This window comes from Sphingobium sp. L-44, assembly GCF_056859495.1.
Genome location: NZ_JBSXOQ010000116.1, coordinates 1 through 23,204, shown reverse-complemented (window position 1 = coordinate 23,204; position 23,204 = coordinate 1). Strand labels below are relative to the sequence as shown.

The 23,204-nt window shown below is 64.3% G+C and carries 18 protein-coding genes; 16 read left to right on the top strand and 2 right to left on the bottom strand.

Features of this window, described 5'->3' with window-relative positions:
- The first annotated feature begins 2 nt into the window (after positions 1 to 2).
- From AC13EK_RS20265 to AC13EK_RS20255, 3 genes are read left to right on the top strand one after another with little or no spacing between them, the layout of a single operon-like run.
- Positions 3 to 1,238, top strand: coding sequence for an MFS transporter (locus tag AC13EK_RS20265; protein ID WP_069337337.1), 1,236 nt, complete (start codon positions 3 to 5; stop codon positions 1,236 to 1,238).
- The gene (locus AC13EK_RS20260; protein ID WP_069337336.1) at positions 1,235 to 2,569 is read left to right on the top strand and encodes an MFS transporter; all 1,335 of its coding nucleotides are present in this window, start codon (positions 1,235 to 1,237) and stop codon (positions 2,567 to 2,569) included. The genes AC13EK_RS20265 and AC13EK_RS20260 overlap by 4 nt, the downstream gene beginning before the upstream one ends.
- Positions 2,566 to 3,822 (top strand): mechanosensitive ion channel family protein, encoded by a 1,257-nt coding sequence (locus AC13EK_RS20255; protein WP_069337335.1) that lies wholly within the window; start codon positions 2,566 to 2,568, stop codon positions 3,820 to 3,822. The genes AC13EK_RS20260 and AC13EK_RS20255 overlap by 4 nt, the downstream gene beginning before the upstream one ends.
- A gap of 120 nt (positions 3,823 to 3,942) precedes the next feature.
- Here AC13EK_RS20255 and AC13EK_RS20250 read toward each other — a convergent pair whose 3' ends face one another.
- Positions 3,943 to 4,671, bottom strand: a complete 729-nt coding sequence (locus AC13EK_RS20250; protein WP_277788373.1) for a FadR/GntR family transcriptional regulator — start codon at positions 4,669 to 4,671, stop codon at positions 3,943 to 3,945.
- Positions 4,672 to 4,866: 195 nt separating this feature from the next.
- On the opposite strand from AC13EK_RS20250, the gene AC13EK_RS20245 reads away from it, so the two are divergent.
- The 13 genes from AC13EK_RS20245 (at position 4,867) to AC13EK_RS20185 (ending at position 22,606) form a co-directional block, all read left to right on the top strand.
- Complete coding sequence (locus AC13EK_RS20245; protein WP_069337331.1) at positions 4,867 to 7,539, top strand: TonB-dependent receptor; 2,673 nt, start codon at positions 4,867 to 4,869, stop codon at positions 7,537 to 7,539.
- 26 nt (positions 7,540 to 7,565) lie between these two features.
- Entirely contained in the window at positions 7,566 to 9,248 is a 1,683-nt protein-coding gene (locus AC13EK_RS20240) for a GH39 family glycosyl hydrolase (RefSeq protein ID WP_069337330.1), read from the top strand.
- 1 nt (position 9,249) lies between these two features.
- Positions 9,250 to 10,518 carry an MFS transporter gene (locus AC13EK_RS20235; protein WP_139150006.1) on the top strand — a complete coding sequence of 423 codons (1,269 nt, stop codon included), beginning with the start codon at positions 9,250 to 9,252 and terminating at the stop codon, positions 10,516 to 10,518.
- On the top strand, positions 10,515 to 11,693 hold the full coding sequence (locus AC13EK_RS20230) for an L-rhamnonate dehydratase (RefSeq protein ID WP_069337329.1): 1,179 nt from the start codon (positions 10,515 to 10,517) through the stop codon (positions 11,691 to 11,693). The genes AC13EK_RS20235 and AC13EK_RS20230 overlap by 4 nt, the downstream gene beginning before the upstream one ends.
- Positions 11,690 to 12,562 carry an NAD(P)-dependent oxidoreductase gene (locus AC13EK_RS20225; protein WP_081331709.1) on the top strand — a complete coding sequence of 291 codons (873 nt, stop codon included), beginning with the start codon at positions 11,690 to 11,692 and terminating at the stop codon, positions 12,560 to 12,562. Before AC13EK_RS20230 ends, AC13EK_RS20225 begins: the two co-directional genes overlap by 4 nt.
- A 26-nt stretch (positions 12,563 to 12,588) precedes the next feature.
- Positions 12,589 to 14,181 (top strand): alpha-N-arabinofuranosidase, encoded by a 1,593-nt coding sequence (locus AC13EK_RS20220; RefSeq protein ID WP_069337328.1) that lies wholly within the window; start codon positions 12,589 to 12,591, stop codon positions 14,179 to 14,181.
- A 562-nt stretch (positions 14,182 to 14,743) separates the two neighbouring features.
- A complete protein-coding gene (locus tag AC13EK_RS20215) occupies positions 14,744 to 15,127 on the top strand; it encodes an ArdC-like ssDNA-binding domain-containing protein (protein ID WP_069337327.1) in 384 nt (127 codons plus the stop codon).
- Positions 15,128 to 15,145: 18 nt separating this feature from the next.
- Positions 15,146 to 15,823, top strand: coding sequence for a winged helix-turn-helix domain-containing protein (locus AC13EK_RS20210; protein WP_069337326.1), 678 nt, complete (start codon positions 15,146 to 15,148; stop codon positions 15,821 to 15,823).
- Positions 15,820 to 16,839, top strand: coding sequence for a sensor histidine kinase (locus AC13EK_RS20205; RefSeq protein ID WP_069337325.1), 1,020 nt, complete (start codon positions 15,820 to 15,822; stop codon positions 16,837 to 16,839). The genes AC13EK_RS20210 and AC13EK_RS20205 overlap by 4 nt, the downstream gene beginning before the upstream one ends.
- 54 nt (positions 16,840 to 16,893) lie before the next feature.
- A complete protein-coding gene (locus AC13EK_RS20200; protein WP_069337324.1) occupies positions 16,894 to 17,994 on the top strand; it encodes an efflux RND transporter periplasmic adaptor subunit in 1,101 nt (366 codons plus the stop codon).
- Between the two features lie 6 nt (positions 17,995 to 18,000).
- Positions 18,001 to 21,072, top strand: a complete 3,072-nt coding sequence (locus AC13EK_RS20195) for an efflux RND transporter permease subunit (protein WP_069337323.1) — start codon at positions 18,001 to 18,003, stop codon at positions 21,070 to 21,072.
- Positions 21,069 to 21,368, top strand: a complete 300-nt coding sequence (locus AC13EK_RS20190) for a DUF3240 family protein (protein ID WP_069337322.1) — start codon at positions 21,069 to 21,071, stop codon at positions 21,366 to 21,368. The genes AC13EK_RS20195 and AC13EK_RS20190 overlap by 4 nt, the downstream gene beginning before the upstream one ends.
- The gene (locus tag AC13EK_RS20185; RefSeq protein ID WP_069337321.1) at positions 21,365 to 22,606 is read left to right on the top strand and encodes a TolC family protein; all 1,242 of its coding nucleotides are present in this window, start codon (positions 21,365 to 21,367) and stop codon (positions 22,604 to 22,606) included. Before AC13EK_RS20190 ends, AC13EK_RS20185 begins: the two co-directional genes overlap by 4 nt.
- A gap of 231 nt (positions 22,607 to 22,837) precedes the next feature.
- Here AC13EK_RS20185 and AC13EK_RS20180 read toward each other — a convergent pair.
- On the bottom strand, positions 22,838 to 23,204 hold a 367-nt coding region (locus AC13EK_RS20180), incomplete at its 5' end, for an IS5 family transposase (protein ID WP_483022371.1).

Here is a 23,204-nt window from a genome sequence, read left to right as displayed (position 1 = left end):
CCATGTTCGCCGCGATCCACCCCGTCCGTAGCCTGCTGCTCGCCATCTTCATGCTGATGGCGGGCAGCGGCTTCCTGTCCACGCTGATCGGCCTGCGGCTGGAGCGGGCAGGGGCCGGCACGATGGCGATCGGTGCGGTCGCCACCGCCTATTTCGGTGGGCTTGTGGTGGGTGCGTTGCGGGCCGGGGCGATCGTGCGACAGGTGGGGCATATCCGCGCCTTCGCCGCCTTCGTCTCGCTGCTGTCGGCCAGCACATTGGCCTATGCACTGGTCCAATATCCGCTCTTCTGGGCCTGCCTGCGCCTGATCGATGGCATCTGCGTTGCGGGCGTGTTCATCTGCCTGGAAAGCTGGCTCAACGATCGGGCGGAGGCGGAAACGCGCGGCAGCGTGCTCGCCGCCTATATGGTCGCCCTTTATTCCGGGCAGGCGGTCGGGCAATTGCTGCTGGGCGCCAGCGGTGCGTTGCCGGCGGTGCCGTTCCAGATCGCCTCCATCCTCATTTCCCTGGCCATCATCCCGCTCTGCCTGACGCGCAGCAGCGCCCCCGCGCCGGTCGATGCGCAGGCCTTCACCATTCGCGCCCTTTATGCCGCCTCGCCGCTCGGCACCGTCGGCTCGGTCGCGACCGGGCTGATGCTGGGCGCCTTCTATGGCATGGCGGCGGTGCATGTGCGCCGGCTGGGGCTGGATCTTGGCGCGACCGCCAGTTTCATGATGATCGTCATCCTGGGCGGCGTCGCGCTGCAATGGCCGCTGGGGCGCCTGTCGGACCGGCTCGACCGGCGGCGGGTGATCGTCGGCTGCTTTGCCGCGACGCTGGCGGTCTGCACGGTGCTGGCGATGCTGGTGTCGGGCGGCCCGCTGCTGCTGGCGCTTGGCGCCCTGTTCGGCGGCCTCAGTTTCGCCCTCTATCCGCTCTGCGTCGCCCACTGCAACGACCGGCTGCTGGCGATCGAGCGGGTCGCGGCGAGCGGGCGGCTGGTGCTGCTCTATTCGGTCGGCGCGGCGATCGGTCCGCTCGGCGCTGCCCTGCTGATGAGCCTGGCGCCGACGAGCGGCCTCTTTCTCTTCATTGCCCTGTGTGCCGGCGCGACGCTGGCCTTCGGCCTCTGGCGCCAGACGGCGACCCCGCCCGTGCCGGTGCCCGACCAGCAGGACTTCCAGATCGTGCCGCGCACCACGCCGGTGGCCTCGCTGCTCGATCCCAATACCGTAGACGGACTGACCGAATGACCGCTTCCGCCGTTCCTGCCACCCCTGCTGCCCCGGTGCAGGCCGACAAGGCCACGCTGCGCCGGGCCATCGCTGCGTCGGCGCTGGGCAATGCCACCGAATGGTTCGACTATGGCATCTATGCCTATGGCGTGACCTATATTTCCGCCGCGCTCTTTCCCGGCGAGGTGGATGATGCCGTGCTGTTCGCGCTGGCGACCTTTGCCATTTCCTTCCTCGTCCGGCCATTGGGTGGCCTGTTCTGGGGACCGCTGGGTGACCGTCTGGGGCGCAAGTCGGTGCTCGCGCTGACCATATTGCTGATGTCGGGCGCGACGCTGGCCGTCGGCCTCATCCCTTCCTATGCGCAGATTGGCTGGGCGGCGCCCGCGCTGCTCATCATCCTGCGCATGGTGCAGGGTTTTTCGACTGGCGGCGAATATGGCGGGGCCGCGACCTTCATGGCCGAATATGCGCCCGACGAGCGGCGCGGCTTCTATGGCAGCTTCCTGGAGTTTGGCACGCTCGCCGGCTTCTCCTTCGGCGCGGCGCTGATGCTGGGCTTTTCGCTACTGCTGGGGGACGCGGTCATGCATGCCTGGGGCTGGCGCATTCCCTTCCTGGTGGCCGCGCCCATGGGCCTCATTGGCATGTATCTGCGGTCGCGGATGGAGGACACGCCGGTTTTTCGCGAGCAGGCGGCCGAAGGCAGCGGATCGCCGTCCCTTTCCCGGCTGCTGCGTGATCATAAGCGGCCGATGCTGGTCGTGGGCGGGCTGGTCGTGGCGCTCAACGTCGTCAATTATACGCTGCTCAGCTACATGCCGACCTATTTGCAGCGCCGCATCGGCCTGTCCCCGGACGAGGCTCTGGTGGTGCCGATCATCGGCATGCTCTTCATGATGGTCTTCCTGCCGATCGCCGGGCATATGTCCGATCGGATCGGGCGCCGTCCGATGTGGCGCCTGTCGCTGATCGGCCTGCTGGTCGCGGTGGTGCCGCTCTACATGCTGATGGCGACGGGCCTGGTCGGCGCGATCATCGGCTTCGTCCTGCTCGGCTTGCTCTATGTGCCGCAACTGGCGACGATTTCGGCGACCTTCCCGGCGCTGTTCCCCACCGCCGCGCGCTTCGCCGGCTTCGCGATCGCCTATAATCTGTCGACCTCGCTGTTCGGCGGCACGGCGCCGGCGATCGGCAGCGCGCTGATCGGCGTGACCGGCAATGAACTCATGCCGGCCTTCTACATGATGGCGGCCTGCATCATCGGCCTGATTGCGCTCCGCTTCATGCCCGAAACGGCAGGCCGGTCGCTCCACGACGATCCGTTCGGACGGGAGCGTGCCGCATGATCAGCCAGCTCTATATCGCGTCGGACAGCCTCCAGATCCTGACCCGCGGCTATGTCGAGAATGGCTGGTTGCAGGCCATGACGGGATTGCTGTTGCTTGGCGCATTCGCCTGGGGCGCCAACTGGGTGGCCAAGCGTATCGTCCTGGCCCTGTTGCTGCGGCTGATCGATCACCTGCCGTTCCGGGTCGAGGCCGCGCATATCGGTGCCGTCGTCGCGCGCCTGTCCAACATCGTGCCGGCGCTCATCATCCAGTCGGGCGTCGCCGCCGTCCCGCATCTGCCGGTCAGGCTCGCCGGCTTCATCGCCAGCCTGTGCGCCGCCTTCATCATCCTGACCTTGGCCATCGCCTTGAGCGGCCTGCTGACGCTCGGCAACGACCTGTATCAGCGCCGCCCCGATGCCGCGAACCGGCCGATCAAGGGCTATGTGCAGGTGGCCAAGCTGCTGGTCTATGGCGCGGCGAGCATCCTGATGATCGCGGCGCTGATGGACCAGTCGCCCTTGCTGCTATTGTCGGGGCTGGGGGCGATGGCGGCCGTGCTGATGCTGGTGTTCAAGGACACGATCCTGTCGCTGGTCGCATCCGTCCAGATCGGTTCCAACGACATGATCCGGGTCGGCGACTGGATCGAGATGCCGCAGCTCAACGCCAATGGCGATGTGATCGACATCGCGCTGCACACGGTGAAGGTCCAGAATTTCGATCGCACCATCACCACCATCCCGACGCACAGGCTGATCAGCGAGAGTTTTCGCAACTGGCGCGGGATGCAGGAATCGGGCGGCCGCCGGATCATGCGGGCGCTGGTGATCGACCAGAACAGTGTCGGCTTTCTCGATGAGGCAGGGTTTGATGCCGTCGCACGCTTCGGCCTGCTCCGAACCTATCTGCATGACAAGCAGCATGACCTGTCACGCTGGAATGGGGACCATGCGGCGGACAACAGGCTGGATGGCCGGCGGCTGACCAATATCGGCACCTTTCGCGCCTATGTGCTGGCCTATCTGCGCGTGCATCCGAATATCCGCCCCGACCAGACCCTGCTGGTGCGCCAGCTGGCGCCCAGCGAACATGGACTGCCGCTGGAAATCTACGCCTTCGCCAACAGCATCGTCTGGGCCGAGTATGAAGGCATACAGGCCGATATTTTCGACCATCTGATCGCGATCCTGCCCGAATTCGGGCTGCGCCTGTTCCAGCGGCCCGCGGGAAGCGATTTGGGGCAGCTCATGTCGGGCACCCGGATATAGAAGGGGCTGGGCACGCTCGAAGCGCAAGCGCTGTGTCAGGTGGGGTGAACGGCGCGGGTTGTTCCGTTCGGTCTGCTGCCGGATACTGCAATATCTGGTATGAGAAATAGTTTTTCTCGTTCACAGCATGCCGGCATCGCTCGATGCATTGCCGATCAGCAGCAGCATTTTCGAACGTGCATCCTCACCGTCTCTTCGCATGATCGCGTCGAAAACGGCGTCATGGTCGGGCATCGGATCGCGCGACTCCTGGCGCTCGTCGCGCGCAAAGCGCGTGGTCCAGGCAACTACCGCCGTGACCGATGTCGCGAGCGTGATGAGGGATTCATTGCGGGTTGCGAGCAGGATCTGGCGGTGAAAATTCTGGTCGGCTGCGCGTCCCTCCATCGTCTGGAGTCCGCAGCGCCGCATTTCCTCGAGCGCATGACCCATGCGTGAAATGTCCTGCGTATCACGGCGCAGCGCTGCAAACTGGGCCGCGGCCGGCTCCACCACGATACGCAATTCGAAGATGTCGCGGAGAAACTCGGGCGTGGGGCCGGCTTCGAACATCCATGCAAGAACGTCTAGGTCCAGCATGTTCCAGCGAAGCCGGTCGTTGATGCGCGTGCCACTCTTCGTCCGGCTATGGACCAGCCCCTTGGCTGACAGGACGCGGACCGCCTCACGATAGGCGGTCCGCGAGATGCCCTGTTCGGCGCTATAACGCTCCTCGCCTGGCAATATGTCTCCCGGCTGATAGCGGCCGCCCACGATGGCGATGCCCAGGTCATGCGCGATCCTGTCGTGCACGGCGCGCTGGGGCTGGCTGGCGGGGCGGGACAGTGGGTGCTCATCTGCTTGCGTCATAGGTTCTCGTCCGATTTGCGGCTGCGATCGTCAAGCCAGATCCGACATTTGCCAGAACTGGTATGAGGAAAAGTGGAGAATTTTCGACATGTCCCTATTACTCCGTCAAAATATCGCTTGAAACCACCTTTAATTCGCATAATCTAGTATGAGAAATAAAAATGACTCGGAGGGATTGCTGTGATGAAAGGCGCTATGAAGCTGTCCATCTCATTGGTCGCGTTGCTGGCGGCGCAAGAGGCCGTGGCACAGGGTGATGCGGAGGCGAGCGGGACGGGCGTGAGCGATGTCGACATCATCGTCACCGGCATGCGAGCCAGCCTTTCGTCAGCACAAAACATCAAGCGTAATGCGCAGCAGTTGGTGGATTCTGTCGTTGCCGAGGATATCGGCAAGCTACCCGACAACAATGTGGTCGAGGCGCTTCAGCGCGTGCCCGGCATCCAGGTTTCGCCCCGCGCGCGCGGCGAATCCGCGACCGTGCTGATCCGTGGCCTTCCCGACGTCGTGACATTGGTCAACGGCCGCAACATTTTCAGTACCACCGGCCGTTCCCTGTCGCTGGCCGATGTGCCGGCAGACCTGGTTGCCGGCGTCGACGTCTACAAATCGCGTTCCGCCGATCAACTGGAAGGCGGCATTGCCGGGCTCATCAACGTGCGCACCCGCCGGCCCTTCGACTTCAAGGGGCTGGAAGTCGCGCTGGCCGGACGCGAAGTCTATAGCGAGCAGCCCGATACGATCGATCCCTATGCCAGCGCGCTCATCAGCAATCGCTGGTCGACCGGCATCGGCGAGATTGGCGTATTGGTGAGCGTCTCCTACCACAAGACCCGCTATCGCGACTTCACGGTCTATAGCGGCGGATATTTCGGCTATAATCTCGACAATAGCCGCGCGCCCTACACCCCGGGCGTCCCGCTCGACCCGCGCGGTAACGGCGCAAATGACCCTGCCGTGTTTCGGACCGACGTTATCGGTGCCTTCGACCGGATCGGCACCCGGACCCGCCCGGCCGTCAATGCCACGCTGCAATGGGCGCCGGATGATCGCCTGACCATTCATGTTGGCGGCCTTTTCTACGGCTATCGCGAACGCGGCAACGGCAATCAGAATTTCACGTCGATGAACGGCACATTGCGCTCGCCGCTCGCATTCGTGGGCGATACCAAGCTGGTAGAATCGCTCAGCATCAGCGGCGGGCGTGTCGCCAATTTCGGCACGGCCTACCGAAACAAGGCGGATCGCTGGCAAGGGGCGATCGGAGCGGATTGGGAGGCCAACGACTGGAAGGCCGCGACGGAACTGTCCTACACAAGGTCTAAGGCCACCGACGTCGGCAATAATCTGGACGTCGACTTCATCGCGTCCCGCACCGATGCCGTCTTCAATGATGGATCGGGCACCCCCTATTTCTCCCTGCCCAATGACGACATTGCCGATCCGGACCGCTATTATCTGTCTCGCCTGTCCACCACGCGCACGATCGGCGACGGCAGGGAATGGGCCTGGCGGGGCGATCTCTCCTACCGCGCGCCTTTCCTGATCTTTTCCAGGCTGGATACGGGCCTTCGGCTCAGCCAGCGCGATGCGCAGTCGGACAGTTTCACCCAGACCGTGAATTGCGGTCCGGCGGTTGCGGTCAAATGCTATGCTGTCAAGGCGGCCAGCCTGCCGGGGCTGATGACGGTGACACCTGGCGGATTCGATACGGGAACCGGCAAGTTCGTGGAGCAATGGGCAACGCCGGGCACCGAATATCTGCTGAACAATATCGGATCGCTACGGCAATTGTTCGGTCTCGCGCCCGGTGATCCGGCTTTCCAGGATACCCAGCACTTTGACATCAAGGAGAAAAACCAGGCCGGCTATGGCCAGGCCAATATCGAGGTCGGACAACTGGACGGGCAGGTCGGCGTGCGCGTGATCCGCACCGACATCACATCCAATGCCTTCTTGGTTCTGCGCGGCGCCACCTCACCCGTCACGATCCGGAACAAGAGCACGGATGTGTTGCCCAGCCTGGCGCTGCGCTACAAGCTGAAGGACAATCTCTTCCTGCGCTTCGCTGCTAGCAAGACGATCACGCGCCCGAGCTTCGCACAGCTCAATCCGGCGCTCACTTTGACGCCACCGGTACCCGGTCAGCAACCGTTCGGCCGGGGAACGAGCGGCAACGCCGATCTGAAACCGATCCGCTCCGACAATTACGACCTGTCGCTCGAATGGTATATCGACCGTTCCAGCTCGATCACCGCCACGATCTTCCGTCGCGACGTCAAGGGCTTCATCCAGTCGGTTACCAGCAATTTCGACATCGATTATCTGGGCGACGACAATGGCGTCTATCAGATCACCCGCCCGGAAAATTCCGGTTCGGGACGCCTGCAGGGAATCGAGGGCGGCTTCACCTTCTTCCCCAAGGGACTGCCGCAATGGCTGGACGGCATCGGTATCAGTGCCAACGGCACCTATATCGATGGCAACAACAAGGCGCTCTCGCCGCTGCCTGGCGTTACCGGCTATATGGACATCCCCTTCCAGAATGTGTCCAAATATTCCGGTACCGCCACGCTCATCTATGAGAAGGGCGGCTTTTCCGGTCGCGCCTCCTATGTTTGGCGCGACAAATATAATGCTGGCCTGCATTTTACTGGGGTCAATCCCAATTTCATTGCCAACGGTGCGATCAGCAATCTGGACCTGTCTTTGTCCTACGAGATCAATCCCCAGTTCACGGTCGTGTTCGACGCGAGCAACATTCTGAAAAATCTCTATCAAACCTCTTTCAACGACCCCAGTCTCTATCCGCGCGACACGGTTCTTTACACGCGCACCTTTGCCCTTGGTTTCCGGGCAAAGCTTTGAACAAGCCCATATCGAGAGGATGTTCCATGACCATTTCCCGAGTGATCGCCTCGCTGTCGGTGCTGCTGGCGCTGCCGCAACTGGCCCATGGCCAGACAATGCCGGCGCGGCAGGTCGCGATCAGCGTGGACGCGGCCAAGCCAGCAGGCAAGCTGCCGCCCGTCTGGCGCTTCTTCGGCGCGGACGAGCCCAATTATGCGACCATGAAGGACGGCCGGAAATTGCTGGTCGAACTGGGCGAACTGAAGAAGGGCGAGGTCTATTTCCGTGCCCATAACCTGTTGAGCAGCGGCGATGGCACCGCCGCCTTCAAATGGGGCAGCAGCAACGCCTATACCGAAACCAGGGACGGCAAACCCGTCTATGATTGGAAAGTTGTCGACGGCATCATCGACACCTATCTGGCTCGCGGCGTCCGACCTTATCTCCAGATCGGCTTCATGCCCGAAGCCATGTCATCTGCGCCGGCCGGCACGCCCTATCAGCATAGCTGGCGGCCTGGGTTCGATTACAAGCTGATCGCGACCGGCTGGACCTATCCCCCCAAGGATTACGAGAAATGGGCGGAACTGGTCTATCAGTGGACGCTCCACAATATCGAGAAATACGGCAAGGCCGAGGTCGAGAAATGGTATTTCGAGGTCTGGAACGAGCCGAACTCGCCCTTCTACTGGACCGCTGCGCCGGAGGAATTCTACAAGCTTCATGACTATGCGATCGGCGCGGTGCGTCGGGCGCTGCCGACCGCGCGGGTCGGCGGTCCGGACGTCGCGGGCGCTGGCGGCGCTTTCATGGACGGCTTCCTGAGGCATGTGTCGTCCGGCAAGAATTATGTGACCGGCCAGACCGGGACGCCCACCGATTTCCTGTCCTTCCATGCCAAGGGCCGACCGGAATTTGTCGACGGGCATGTCCGCATGGGGATCGCGACCCATTTGCGGGAAACGGATCGCGGCTTTACCAAAGTGCTGTCAATCCCGTCGCTGGCCGGGAAGCCGGTGGTGATCGGCGAAAGCGATCCCGAAGGCTGCGCGGCCTGTCCTGGGCCGCAGAACGACTATCGCAACGGTACCATGTATTCGAGCTACACCGCCGCCAGCTTCGCGCGCATCTGGGAATTGGCGGAACGGAGAAAGGTCAATCTAGAAGGCGTCCTGTCCTGGTCGTTCGAGTTCGAGGATCAGCCCTGGTTTGCGGGCTATCGGCAGCTTTCCACCAACGGCGTCGATCTGCCGGTTCTCAATGTCTTCCGCATGTTCGCCCAACTCGGGGAGACCAGGCTGACGACCGTCAACAGCGCACAGATCCCGCTCGATCAGGCGATGACGAAGGGGATTCAGGGCGACGCCGACATCGGATCGATCGCCACCCGCACAGCGGACGGCAAGGTCGCCTTGCTACTCTGGCATTATCATGACGATGATGTCGCCGGGCCGAATGCGCAGCTGAAGATCGGCTTGAAGGGACTGAAGGCTGCGCCGTCCTCGGCGACGCTGTGGCGAGTGGATGGCGATCATGCCAATGCCTTTGCCGCCTGGAAGAAGATGGGCTCGCCCCAGTCGCCCGATCAGGATCAATATGCGCAGTTGGAGGCCGCGTCGGTCATGAAGGCGGAGACGGTCGCTGTCGCCGGCCCGCGTGGCGCGGCCAGCATCGATCTTGCGCTTCCGCGCCAGGGTGTCGCCCTGCTGATCCTGGACGCGCAATAGGATGGCCGTTGTGGCCGCATCGGGGCCGTACCGGGAACGCTGGGCGATTGCGGCGATGATCACCGTCGCCATCGCCATCTCCTACCTTGATCGCCAGACGCTTCCCTGGGCGATCAAATATATCGAAGCCGACATTTCCATTGGAAACCAGACCAAGGCCTTTCTCGATTCCGCCTTCCTCGCCACCTATGGCCTCATGTATCTGGGTGGCGGCTGGCTGCTGGATCGGGTGGGAACGCGGTGTGGCTTTCTGGCGATCATGATCTTCTGGTCGCTTGCCTGCGCCAGCCATGGCGTGGCCGGTGGCATCGCTGCGCTGGTCGTCAGCCGCCTGCTACTGGGCATAGGGAAGGGCGGCGGCTTCCCCGCCGCTACCCGCGCCATTGCCGAATGGTTTCCGCCTGAACGCCGCGCGGCCGCCATGGGCCTCGTCAATGCCGGGACGGCAGTGGGCGCCGTCGTCGCACCGCCCTTGATCGCGGGCATTCTGGCCTACGGGCACTGGTTCGATCTGGCGAGCTGGCGGTGGGTTTTCTTCATCACCGGCGGGTTCGGCCTCGCCTGGGCGCTCTGGTGGTTCCTGACCTATCGCACGCCCGCTGGGGACGTCGTCTCCGCAGGCGAGGACGCCGGACTGGCGCCGACCGTGGCCATGCTCCTTGCCCGCCGTGAAGTGCGTGGCCTTGTCGGCGCCAAGTTCCTGAGCGACGGAGCCTGGTATTTCTACCTCTTCTGGCTGCCCAAATATCTCTTCGAGGCGCATGGCTTCGACCTGAAACAGGCGGCGACCATCGGCTGGATTCCCTATGCGGCATCGGGTGTCGGCAGTCTGTGCGGTGGCTGGCTCTCCAGCCGCCTTCTTTCCGCCGGCCGTTCGGTCGATGCCGCCCGCAAGATCGCCCTGGGCCTGAGCGCCGCCTGCATGCCCTGGGTCATGCTGGCGCCCGCGACTGCCTCGGTCGCAGCGGTCATTGGCATCTTCAGCCTCGCCTTCTTCGGGCAGCAAAGCTGGTCGACCCTCGTCATGACCCTGCCGACCGACCTTGCGCCGCGCAGCGCCCTGGGACGTCTTGCCGGGCTGGTCGGCCTTGGTGGCGCCTTTGGTGGCATCGTGATGGGGCAGGCGGCTGGCTGGACACTCGACGCCGGGCTTGGCTACGCGCCGGTGCTGACCGTTGCTGCCACCCTGCACCTGATCGCCTTCGCGCTGATCTGCCGCTCCATCCCCCGCATTTCGCCTCTCAGCTTCACTCGAAAGGTCGTCCCTTGAAAATCACCGAAATCCGCACCCGCGTCGTCCAGTGGGAAGGCGAAACCGTCCCGCTGCCGCCGCACTTCTGCACCAATCCCATGGATATGGTGTCGCCAATGCTGTCGCCCGAAACCATGGGCACCTTCACCTTCCATGGCTGGCTGATTGTCGAAATCTTCACCGACCAGGGGCTGGTTGGGATCGGCAATGCCGCGCTCGCGCCGCTCGTGACCAAGCAACTGATCGACCAGTATCTTGCCCCCTTGTTGATCGGCCAGGATCCGTGGGACAGCGAGTTTCTGTGGCAGCATATGTATCGCAAGACCATGGCATTCGGGCGCAAGGGCGTGGCGCTGGTTGCGATTTCCGCGCTCGACATCGCGATCTGGGATCTGATGGGCAAGGCTGCGAAACAGCCCGTCTTCCGCCTGCTGGGCGGCCGGACCAAGGCGAAGATCCCGGTCTATGCCAGCCGCCTCTACTCGATCCCGCTCGACGAGCTGGCGCAGGAAGCCGCCAATTACAAGGCGCAGGGCTACAAGGCGATGAAGCTGCGTTTCGGCTGGGGGCCGATCGACGGGGCGGAGGGCATGGCGCGCAATGTCGAACTGATCCGCACCGTGCGCGAAACGGTGGGTGACGAAATCGACATCATGGCCGACGCCTATATGGGCTGGAGCCTCGACTATGCGAAGCGCATGATGCGCCTCATCGAACCCTTCAACCTGCGCTGGCTGGAGGAGGCGATCATTCCCGACGATATCAACGGCTATCATGAACTGCGCCGGTTCGGCACGACGCCGATCGCGGCGGGCGAGCATGAATTTACCAGCTATGGCTTCCGCCAGATGATCGAGGCGAAATCGCTCGACTATTTCCAGTTCGACACCAACCGCGTCGGCGGCATCACCGCCGCGCGAAAGATACAGGCGCTCGCCGAAGCCTATTCCATCCCCGTCGTCCCTCATGCCGGCCAGATGCACAATTATCATGTGGTGATGGCGAGCCTCAACAGCCCCATCGCCGAATATTTCCCAATGGTCGATGTGGAGGTGGGCAACGAGCTCTTCTGGTACATCTTCAAGGGCGAGCCCCAGGCAGTCGATGGCCATATCGATCTTGACGATAATCTTCCGGGCCTGGGGCTCGAAATTGACGAGGCCGCGCTCGCGCGTTTCAAGGTGATCGGATGATGAAGATGAAAGTGGCGGTACTTGGTTTGGGCATCATGGGATCGGGCATGGCGCGCCAGTTGCTGTCGGCCGGTTTCGACGTGACGGTGTGGAACCGTAGTGCCGATAAGGCGGCAATATTGGGGGAGGCTGGCGCCCATATCGCCGCCTCGCCGGCGGAGGCGGCGACAGATGCCGACATCGTCATCGCCATGCTGGCGAATGACGACGTGTCTAAGATGGTCTGGACCGGAGCGGATGGCGCGCTCGCCGCGATGAAGGCGGGCGCGATCGCGATCGAATCCAGCACGCTGACCGGCGATTGGGTATTCGGTCTGGCGCGCGAAGCCGTCGCCCGGGGCATAGGTTTCCTGGAAGCGCCCGTTACCGGCAGTCGCGATCAGGCGGCGCAGGGTACGCTCCGCTTCCTCGTCGGCGGCGACGCGGATGCGATCGAAGCCGCTCGCCCAGCCTTTGATGCCATGGGCGGGGCGCTTGTCCATCTCGGCCCCGTCGGCAGCGCCGCTACGGTCAAGCTTGCCAATAATTACCTGTGCGGCGTGCAGGCGGCCAGCTTGGCAGAAGCCATCGCCTTGTTCGAGAAGCATGGACTGGACGTCGAGCAGGCGATGTCCATTCTCTTCGACGGTGCCCCCGCCAGTCCGATGGTGAAGGGCGTGGGCCGACGGATGCTCGATCGCGATTATGCCCCGCATTTCCTGGTGCCGCTGATGGCAAAGGATCTGGGATATGCTGCGCAGGCGTTGGCCGATGTCGGCATCACCTCTGCTATCGCCCAGGCCGCACGGCAGCGCTTCGTCGAGGCCGACTCTGCCGGGGAAGGACATCGCGACATCGCCGCGATCGTGGAGCCGCTCAGAAACGCGTGAAACGTGCCGGATTGGGAGAGGACGGAATGATCAAGCGCTCCATATTGTCCATCGGGTTGCTGGCGACGGCGATCATGACGCCGCATGCATCAGTAATGGCGCAGGAAAGTCCGGCAGCCGCCACGATCCTGAACGTGTCGGCGACGCTTCATGCCGACCAGCCCGGTGCGACAATAGATCGTAGGATATTCAGTCAATTTGCCGAACATCTGGGTTATCGCATTTATGGTGGCATCTGGGTCGGTCCGGAATCGAAAATCCCGAACACGCGGGGCTATCGCAATGATGTGGTCGCCGCCCTGAAGCATTTGAACGTGCCGCTGGTGCGTTGGCCGGGCGGCTGCTTTGCCGATGAATATCATTGGCGCGAGGGGATCGGCCCGCGTGGTAAGCGTCCGGTCAAGATCAACACCCATTGGGGCGGCGTCGCGGAACCCAATAGTTTTGGCACGCATGAGTTCATGGATTTCGCCGAACTGATCGGCGCGGAAGCCTATGTGTCGGGCAATGTCGGCAATGGATCACCGGCGGAAATGGCGGAGTGGGTCGAATATATGACCGCGCCGGCCGGTACGCTGGCGCAGGAACGCGCGAAGAATGGCCGCAAGGAGCCCTGGAAACTTCCGATGTTCGGTATCGGCAACGAACTGTGGGGATGCGGCGGTAACATGCGCGCCGAATATGCGGCTGACGTCACACGCCGTTACGCGACCTTCGTGAAAGCACCGCGTGGCACGAAGATCCTCAAGATCGCGAGCGGGGCGAACAGCCGCGATTATGATTGGACCGACGTGATGATGCGCGTCGCCGGCAAGTCGATCGACGGTATCGGCCTGCATTATTACACGCACCCCACGCGCGGCAAGGTGAAGGGATCGGCGACCCAGTTCACCGAAACGGACTATGCCCGCACGCTTGCCAGCACCCTGGTCATGGAGGAACTGCTGGAAAAGCATGGCGCGATCATGGACAAATATGATCCCGAAAAGCGCGTCAACCTGGCGGTGGACGAATGGGGCATCTGGACCGATGTTGAACCCGGCACCAATCCCGGATTCCTCTATCAGCAGAATAGTATGCGCGATGCGATCATCGCCGCGCTCAACATCAACCTGTTCGCCCGCCATGCCGACCGGGTGCGCATGACCAACATCGCCCAGATGGTGAATGTGCTCCAGGCCATGATCCTGACCCGCGACGACAAGATGGTGCTGACGCCCACCTATCATGTGTTCGACATGTACAAGCCCTTCCAGGATGCGACCTTCCTGCCCTTGGAATTGGCATCCCCTTGGTACAGCAGGGATCAATGGGCGATGCCTGCGCTCAGCGCAGCGGCGGTGCGCGACAGGGTAGGCATTGTGCATATCGCCCTTGCCAACACCGACCCCAATCGACCGATGACAGTGACCGCGAAACTGGAGGGGGTAACCGCCTCTATGGTCGAGGGGCGTATCCTGACCGCGCCGAGTGTCCAGTCGCACAATGATTTCGGATCGCCCGATGTGGTGAGGCCTGTCCCGTTCAGTGGCGCGACCCTCTCGCAAGGCGCTCTGACCGTGACGTTGCCCCAGCACAGTGTGGTGATGCTCACGCTGGGGCAGGTCACGCGCAAATGATGTCGCCGTGTCCTTTGCGGTCATTCCTTATTTATCAAGAATTCACTGATTGTATTGGTGGAGTGGTGGAGTGGTGGAGTGGTGGAGTTAATGGTCGAGATAAAATCGGTTAAAGTCAAATATGCTATTTTGGCTATATTCAAGTGATGGCGCAACAATTAGTGCGTGCATCTCTTTTAATTATCAAATAAACATGTTTTATAATTCTGAATTTACCTTTCTGTAATGCTCATGAAGTGTGTAAAAATATTTGAAGCCTGTCAGATTTTTCTGTCGATGTGATCTTTACTTTTGGCGTCTCCGCCTCTGGCGGACCACGCCCTATGGCGCCCTGGCGCCTCCGAGACGGCTTTGCCTATCTCGTCCCATATAGGTGACGGCCGCTGACGCATTGCAGCCTTTTGGGCTGCTGGCTGCGGCCAGCGCGGCTGCACCGGCTCCTTCCCTTGCGTTGCGGCCCTGCGGGTGCAGCCCGCCTTATGGGCACGGGCCTGCCGTGCGCCTCCTTGCCGCCCATCCCCGCCATTCCGGCGGCCGGTGCTGGAGAGGCAGGAGAAAGGACATGGGTACGGGGAACGGATCGCTCTATGACGATGTGACGCAGCACATCATCGCACAGCTGGAAGAGGGGCGGTTGCCATGGGTGCAGCCCTGGGACACGAGCCTCACTGTCACGGGGCTTCTCCGCAATGCGGCAACGGGCCGCTGCTATTCAGGCATCAATATCCTGATCCTGTTGGACCGTCTGTTCGAGCGGGGCTATGGCGCGCAGCGCTGGATCGCCTATCGGCAGGCGCAGGCGCTGGGCGGCAATGTCCGCAAGGGCGAGGTAGGGACCAGCGTCTGCTATGCCGACCGTTTCACGCCGAAGGATGAGCAGGAGAGGGCGGCGAGGGCCAAGAAACTTGGCGACTTCCAGAGAAATCTGTTGATCCACCATGGATGAAACGGGATGAGACTGGTCATGCGTCTCTTGCTGATTGAGGACAATAGTCGACTGGCCGGACTGCTGATTGCCGGCCTCGAGCGGCGTGGGTTCCATTGCGACCATGCCGAAACGCTGATCATTGCGACAGAGGCCGTCGCAGCGGAAGTTCATGATGTACTGATCGTCGATCGCGGCCTGCCCGATGGCGACGGCATTGCCTGGCTGCGCGACATCAGGCGGCAGGGGCATATGCAGCCTGCCCTGGTCCTGACGGCGCGCGACGCGCTGGAGGACCGCGTCACCGGCCTTGATGCCGGCGCCGACGATTATGTCGTGAAACCCGCTGAGGTGGACGAGATCGCCGCCCGCATCCGCGCGCTGATGCGTCGGCCGGGGCCGCGTGCCCAGACCGAATTGCGCTTCGGTCCGCTGCTGGTCGATTCGGCGCGGCGTATGACGCTGTGCGGGGGGCAGGCGATCGACCTGTCCCGCCGCGAGACCGATCTGCTGGAACTGCTGCTGCGTCAGGCCGGCGCCGTGGTCCGGCGCGAGAGCATCGAAAGCGCGCTTTATTCCTTTGCCGAACCGGTCACCCCCAATGCGGTCGAAGCCACGGTGTCGCGCCTGCGCCGCAAGCTGGAGGAAGCGGGCGCGCGTGGCATGCTCCATACCGTGCGCGGCGTCGGCTATATGCTGCGGGAGCCGGCGGCATGAGCCAGCGTAGCTCGATTGCCCGTCGGCTCTTCATAGGCCTATCGATCGTGGGCTTCATCGGCACCACGCTGCTGCTCGTCTTCATCATCAACGAACATCAGCAAAGCTTCACCGCGCTGGGCGACCCGGCTGCCGCCCGCCATGCCTTCCGCGAATTGTTCGAGCATGTCATCCTGCCGATCCTGGTGCTGATCATCCCGATGGGCATGGCCAGCCTGATCGTGATCCGAAAGGCGCTGGCGCCATTGGGGGAGGCGGTCGCCCAGTTGCAGGTGGCCGAGCGCCATCAGCGTGGCGTGCTAATCGATCATGCCGCCTTCCCGACCGAGGCCGTGCCCTTCGCCCAGGCTGTCAATCGCCTGCTTGGCCAACTTGACCAGGCGGCGCGCGATCATGAGGCGTTCGCCGCTGACGTCGCGCATGAACTGCGCACGCCGCTCGCCGTGCTGGCGCTGGAACTGGACGGGCTCGACCATCCCGATGCGCCGCGTCTGCGCGCCGAGGTGATCGCGATGCGCCGGCTGATCGACCAGTTGATGCTGCTCGCGCGGGTCGAGGCGCAGAGTGTAGCCCAGTCGATCCGCGACAGCGTCCGGCTGGAGGATGTCGGCGCCGAAATCGTCAGCCTGATGGCGCCCGGCGCGATCGCTGCCGACAAGAGCCTGTCGCTGACCCGCGTCGGCGATGTCGCGCCGATCATGGGACAGCGCGAGACGGTCGCGGCGGCGCTGCGCAACCTTGTCGAAAATGCGCTGCGGGTGACGCCGGCGGGTGGCGCCGTCACGGTGATCGCTGGCCCCGGTCCGCGCTTGCGGGTGAAGGATGGTGGCGCCGGGTTGACGCCCGAGCGGCTGGCCGAACTGGTCCAACGCCATCGCCGCGCGGATCATGCCAGCAGCGAAGGCGCCGGGCTGGGGCTGGCGATCGTCGCCCGCATCATGGCCGCGCATGGCGGCACCCTCTCCAGCGTGGCCGATGCACAGGAACTGGTGCTGGATTTCGCGCCACGGTTGTAGCGCCCCGGCCTCCTCGTCAGGGTCTCGTCAGTTTGATCCCGTAGGGCGGGGGCCATGGTCCCGCTATTCCGATTCGTGTGCCTGCCCGGTGCTCTCGCCCTCCTGTCGCTTGCTGCCTGTTCGGGGGAGCAGGCCGCGCCCGCCAATGACAGCGCTGCGGCGCAACAGGCGGACGGATCGATCCCGCTGACGGCGGACAATATCGCCCGGCTGGGGCTGAAATTCGGCGCGGCCGTCGCTGCCACCGAGGCGCCGATTGCGGTCGTGCCCGCGCTGATCGCGCCGCCGCCCAACGCCCGTGTCGCGGTCGCCGCTACCTTCCCCGGCGTCGTCACCCGCATTCTGGTGGTCGAGGGCGAGGAAGTGCGGCGCGGCCAGCCGCTGGCCATCGTGTCGAGCCGCGATGTCCTGTCCATGGGCGCGGACCTCAATCGCGCGAGCGCACGGCTGGGCGTGGCGCAATCGAGCGCCAGCCGCCTGTCGCAACTGGAACGCGAAGGCATCATCGCCGGCGCCCGCGCGGACGAGGCCCGCGCCGTGCTGGGCGAGGCCCGCGCCGACGTGTCGGAAAAGAGCCGCATCCTAACGATGGTGAACGGATCGGGCGCCAGCGGCACCTACACGCTGACCGCGCCGATCGCGGGTCGCGTGACCAGCGCCGCGATCCATGCCGGCAGCGTCGTCGATGGCACCACCGCGCCCTATGTGATCGATGCGGCCGGCCAATATGAGGCGCAGGCGCAATTGCCCGAGCGGCTGGCGGGGCAGGTGAAGCCCGGCATGACCGTGGCGCTGGGCGATGATCTGCGCGGCACGGTGACCGCCGTCGGATCGACCATCGATCCCGCCACCCGGTCGGTAACATTGAAGGCCAAGTTGCCGGCTGGCCCCGGTGCCATGGCCGGCCGCGCCACCAGCCTGTCGATCTTCGGCCCCGCGCCCGCCGGTGCCGCCATGGTGCCCGCCGCCGCCGTCACGACGCTGCCCGGCGGCGACACATTGTTCGTGCGCACCCGCGCCGGCGTCGTTGCACGTCCGGTCAGGACCGGCGGCAAGGATGGCGATCATGTCCTGATCCTGTCCGGCGTGAAGCCGGGCGAGCAGGTCGTCGTCGCCGGCACCAGCGCGCTCAAGCCGCTGGCGATGGGCGAGTAAGGCCGGATGCTCAAATCGCTGGCTGCCTGGGCGCTGTCCTATCGCCTGATCGTCATCGCGCTTGCCCTGCTGACCGCCGTGCTGGGGGCCTGGGCCTTCGTCAACCTGCCGGTCGATGCCTATCCCAACATCGCCCAGACCCAGGTGAAGGTGATCCTCAAAGCCCCCGGCATGACGCCGGAGGAGGTGGAAAGCCGCGTCATCACCCCGATCGAGATGGAGATGCTGGGCATTCCGGGGCAGGCGATCCTGCGTTCCTCGGCCAAATATGCGATCGCCGACATCACCATCGATTTCGTCGACGGCACCGACATCTACTGGGCGCGCCAACAGGTCGCCGAACGCCTGTCGGGCGTGATGGGCGACCTGCCACCCGCGGTATCGGGCGGCATGGCACCGATCTCGACGCCCTTGTCCGACATCTTCATGTTCACGATCGAAGGGCCTTTGAGCCTGGAGGAAAAGCGCACCCTTCTCGACTGGACGATCCGGCCGGCACTGCGCACCGTGCCGGGCGTCGCCGACGTCAATGCGCTGGGCGGTTTCGTTCGCACCTTCGAGGTGCGGCCCGATCCGATCGCGCTCGCCAGCGCGGGCCTCGGCATCGCCGATCTTCAGGAAGCGATCGAGCGCGGTAACCGCAATGACGGCGCCGGTCGCCTGTCGCAGGGCGAGGAATCGCTGATCGTCCGGGCGGTCGGTGCGATCCAGTCGGAAGCGGACCTCCAGTCGATGGTCATCGCCACCCGCAATGGCCGCATCGTCCGCATGGGCGATGTCGCGACCGTCGGCACCGGCAGCCTGACCCGCTATGGCGCGGTCACCGCCAACGGCAAGGGCGAGGCGGTGCAGGGGCTGGTGATCGCGCTGCGCGGTGCCGATGCCCGCGCCGTGGTCGATGGCGTCAAGGCACGCGTCGCCGAACTGGAAAAGACCCTGCCACAGGGCACCAAGATCGCCGTCTTCTATGACCGATCCGACCTGATCGGCCGCGCCGTCGGCACGGTCGAAAAGGCGCTGATCGAGGCGACCGTCCTGGTCATCATCCTGCTGATCCTGTTCCTGGGCGACTGGCGCGCGGCGGCGATCGTGGCCGCCACTTTGCCGATGTCGGCGCTCGTCACCTTCCTGATGATGCGCGGCATGGGCCTGTCGGCCAACCTCATGAGCCTGGGCGGCCTGGCCATTGCCATCGGCATGCTGGTCGACGGCGCGGTCGTGGTGGTCGAGAACATCGTCGAGCGGCTCAATCATGCGAAGGATGATGGCCCGCCGCGACTGCACCATGTCTACCGCGCCACCGGCGAAGTCGTGGTGCCGGTGTCGGCGGGCATCGTCATCATCGCGCTCGTCTTCCTGCCCCTGCTCTCGCTCGAAGGGCTGGAGGGCAAGCTGTTCGCCCCGGTCGCGCTCACCATCATCTTCGCGCTGGCAGGATCGCTGCTGATCGCGCTCACGCTGGTCCCGGTGCTCGCCTCGCTCGGCCTCAAGGCTGGCCATCATGGCGAACCCTGGATCATGCGCAAGCTGACGCCGCGCTATCGGGCGCTGCTCGACGGTGCCTTTGGCCGCAAACGGCTGGTCTATGGCCTGGCCGCGCTCGGCTTGGTGCTGGCGGGCCTGGCCTATGGCGCGGTCGGCAAGACCTTCATGCCGTCGATGGATGAAGGCTCGGTGATCGTCCAGACCGCCAAGCTGCCGACCATCAATCTCGACCAGTCGGTGCTGGGCGACACGGCAGTGCAGCAGTCGCTGATGAAGGATGTGCCCGAAATCGCGCAGATCATCGCCCGCGTCGGCACCGACGAGATCGGCCTTGATCCGATGAGCCCGAACGAGACCGACAGTTTCGTGGTGCTCAAACCCCAGAAGGAGTGGCGCGGCGACAAGGCATTCGTCGTCGATGAAATCCGCAAGTCGCTCGACAGGCTGCCCGGCATCGAGCCGACCTTCACCCAGCCGATCGAGATGCGCGTCTCGGAAATGCTGACCGGATCGCGCGGCGACCTTGCCGTCAAGATTTTCGGCCCGGACCTCGCCACCCTGTCGGACCTTGCCGGGCAGGTGCAGAAGATATTGTCGAAGACGCGCGGCGCTTCGGAGGTGATGACGGTCGCCAACGACCATGTCGACTATCTCCAGCTCGATATCGATCGCGCCGCCGCCGGCCGTTTCGGCATGCCGATCGACCAGATGCAGGACACGCTGCGTGCCCAGATCGAGGGCGTGCATGCCGGCGTCGTCGCCGACGGGCAGAAGCGTGTGCCGATCCTGGTCAAGGGCGACGAGACGATCCGCAGCGACGCGACCCGCTTTGCCGACCTGCCGCTGCGCACGCCCGACGGCACCGTCGCGCGGGTCAGCGACATGGCGCGGGTCGAACGCACCGAGGGGCCGGTCAAGCTCGACCATGAAAATGGCTCGCGCTACGCGCTGGTCCAGGCCTTCGTCTCGGGCCGCGATCTGGTCGGCTATGTCGATGAGGCGCGCGCCACCGTCGATCGCGAGATCAAGATGCCGGCCGGCTATCGCATGGTCTGGGGCGGCCAGTTCGAAAATCAGCAGCGCGCCTCCGCCCGGCTGATGCTGGTCATCCCGGCCGCGCTGCTGCTGATCCTGCTGGTGCTGCTCATGACCCTGCGCTCGATGCGCGCGTCGCTGCTGATCCTCGCCAACATTCCCTTCGCCATGGTCGGCGGCATCATCTCGCTCTGGGTATCGGGCCAATATCTCTCCGTGCCTGCCTCGGTCGGTTTCATCGCGCTGCTCGGCATCGCGGTGCTGAACGGCCTCGTCCTCGTCGCCTATTTCCGCCAGTTGCGCGAAGAAGGGCAGAGCATGGCCCAGGCCGTGCGACTGGGCGCCGAACGCCGGCTGCGCCCGGTGCTGATGACCGCCAGCATCACGGCCTTCGGCCTTGTCCCGCTGATGTTCGCGACCGGGCCAGGGTCGGAAATCCAGAAGCCGCTCGCCATCGTGGTGATCGGCGGGCTGGTCAGTTCGACCCTGCTCACCCTCATCCTTTTGCCCATCCTGTTCGAGCGCTTCGGTGAAGGCGCCACGGAAGCCCGATCATGACCGACATGTTGCTGACCTTCTATTGCGCCGCGATCGACCGCGACGGCGTGGCCGACGCGCTGCGCGGCCGCACCCCGGCGCCGCTCCATCTGCGCGACGAGCAGGTGCTGGGCCGCGATTTCGGCGATGCCGGCGCAGGCGAGCAGGTGCGCGGCACGCTGCGCCGGGCGGCGATCGACCTGATCGTGGCGGCGGACGATGTCGCCCCGCTGGTCGCCGCCGTCACCGATGCGCGGCGGGGCCATCCGGTCCGCTGGCACGCCTGCCCGGTCGCGGCACGGGGGCGCATCGCATGATCCGTGCGCTTCTCCTGTCGGCCACCGCCCTCATTACCACGCCCGCCTGGGCCCAGCGCACCGACCTGCCGCCCGAACCCTTGGTGGTCGAAGCGCTTGATAGCCATCCCGCCGTGGCTGCGGCACAAGCGCGCGTGCGCTCGGCCGAGGCCGGCGCCGCCATGCTCCGCCGGGGCAGCCATGAGTTTACCTTCCAGGGCACGGTCTCCCGCCGCTCGGCCGAGGGGGAGGGCGATTATGGTGAATATGACGTCAACCTCACCCGCCCGTTCCGCCTGCCCGGCAAGGCGTCGCTGGATCGCAAGGCCGGCGAGCTGGGCATCGAGGTGGCGCATAATCTGATGGAGGATGTACGGCATCAGACCGCGCTCGCCTTTTCCGATCTCTGGCATGACTGGCTGGTCGCCAGTGCCCAGCATCGCACCGACCTCGATTCCGCCGCCAGCCTGACGCAGGACATGGCGGCCGTGCGCCGCCGTGCCCAGTTGCGTGACGCGTCGCTACTGGACGTCGACCAGGCTGAAGCCGCGCTGGCTCAGGCGGAGGCGCAGGCCGCAAGCTCCCGCGCGGCGCGGGATGAGGCGCGGGTGAAGCTCGCCGCCGGCTTCCCCGGCCTTGCTCTGCCCGAAGAGGCGCCCTTGCTTGCCGATCCGGCCATGCCCGCCACGGCGCTGGAGAAACTGCGCAATCTGGTGATCGAGCGCAGCCATGAGATCCGCGCGTCGGAGCGGGAGGCGCAGCGGCTGGCCATGGTCGCCCGCCGCGCCTCGGCCGATCGCATCGCCGACCCGTCATTCGGCGTGCGCGTCTTCAGCGAACGGGGCGGGCTGGAAAAGGGCATCGGTCTGGTCGGCTCCATTCCGCTGGGCGGTGGCTATCGCCGCGCCGCGCATGACCAGGCGACCGCAGACGCCAGTGCGGCGGAACTAGAACTCGCCCGCGTGCGGCGCGAGATAGAGGCGACCGCCGCCGCCGATCTCAGCAATGTCCGCGCCCGCGAAGCGGTCTGGCGCAGCATGGAAAGCGCTGCCGCCAGTGCCGCCGCCGCCGCGACCCGGACGAAGAGAGGCTATGAGCTGGGCCAGATCGACCTCGCCGATACGCTGCTCGCCCGCCGCCAGGCGAACGAGACGCGCCGCCAGGAAATTGACGCCCGCGCCACCCTGCTGCGCGCCATCCTGCGCATCCAGATCGACGCGCATGAGGTCTGGACCTCGCAGGAAGGGCATGAAGATTAAAGTCTACAATGGGCGCGAATCTGCCATCGACGACTGGCTGCGCAATCCCATGTTCTGGACGGTGTAAGATTTCGGCAAGTGGCAGAAGGCATCGTCATCATAACGTCATCGCGGTGCACCGTAGCCGGCTCGCCGCTCCTCCCCTGTAGAGCGGCCCTTCCTGAATTCTGGTCCCGCCGTGGAGATCTTTCCGGTGGGGTTACTTTTATCTGCATCTGCTAGGCTCAGGACTCATTGATTGAGCCAGAAGATAACGGCGGCGGCGATACAGATGGCGGACATGAAGGTGTGTGCGCAACGGTCGTATCGGGTGTGGATGCGCCGCCAGTCCTTGAGCTTGCCGAACATGTTTTCGATCTTGTGGCGCTGACGATAGAGCGCGGCGTCGTGCGGGATTGGCACGTTCCGGTTCTTCTTTGAGGGAATACAGGCGGTGATGTTGCGCTCCGCAAGCGCTTTGCGGAACCAGTCGGCGTCATAGCCTCGATCGCCGAGCAAGGCTTTGGCGGGAGGCAAGGCGTCGAGCATCAGGGCAGCGCCCTTGTAGTCGCTCATCTGGCCCTCGCTCAGCAGCATGACCAGCGGCCGGCCCTTGCCG